The following is a 315-nucleotide window of genomic DNA, read 5'->3' on the forward strand; positions in this document are numbered from 1 at the left end:
AGCGTAGATGGCGGTACAGTTAAAGATCTTGAAATATCAGGTGATATTATCGCACATGGTGCATTATCCAATGCTGTTATGGTAGTTAATAACGGACAGACTCCATTAAGTGGCTTTTCTGCGATATCCAATCTTGGAATAGCAGTACTGACTGATACTACTATAAAATTTAGTCATGAAACCGTAAAAGCAAAAGGAACGAAAGGCGATTTTGCTGAACTCCCTTTACTTAATAAAGATTGAGGTTAATTTTTGATTTAAAATTGTTTTGGTAACTTCGTATTTTGACTCTAAATTCTAATTAGAAAATTAAAA

Annotated in this window: 1 protein-coding gene; it reads left to right on the top strand. The window is 33.0% G+C overall.

Annotated elements, in window-relative coordinates; genetic code table 11:
- A partial coding sequence (locus SB659_RS19260; protein WP_410551553.1) for a hypothetical protein occupies nt 1–243 on the top strand: 243 nt, incomplete at its 5' end.
- Nucleotides 244–315 lie beyond the last annotated feature (72 nt).

The sequence above is a fragment of the Arthrobacter sp. SIMBA_036 genome (assembly GCF_046535135.1).
Classification (GTDB): Bacteria; Actinomycetota; Actinomycetes; order Actinomycetales; family Micrococcaceae; genus Arthrobacter.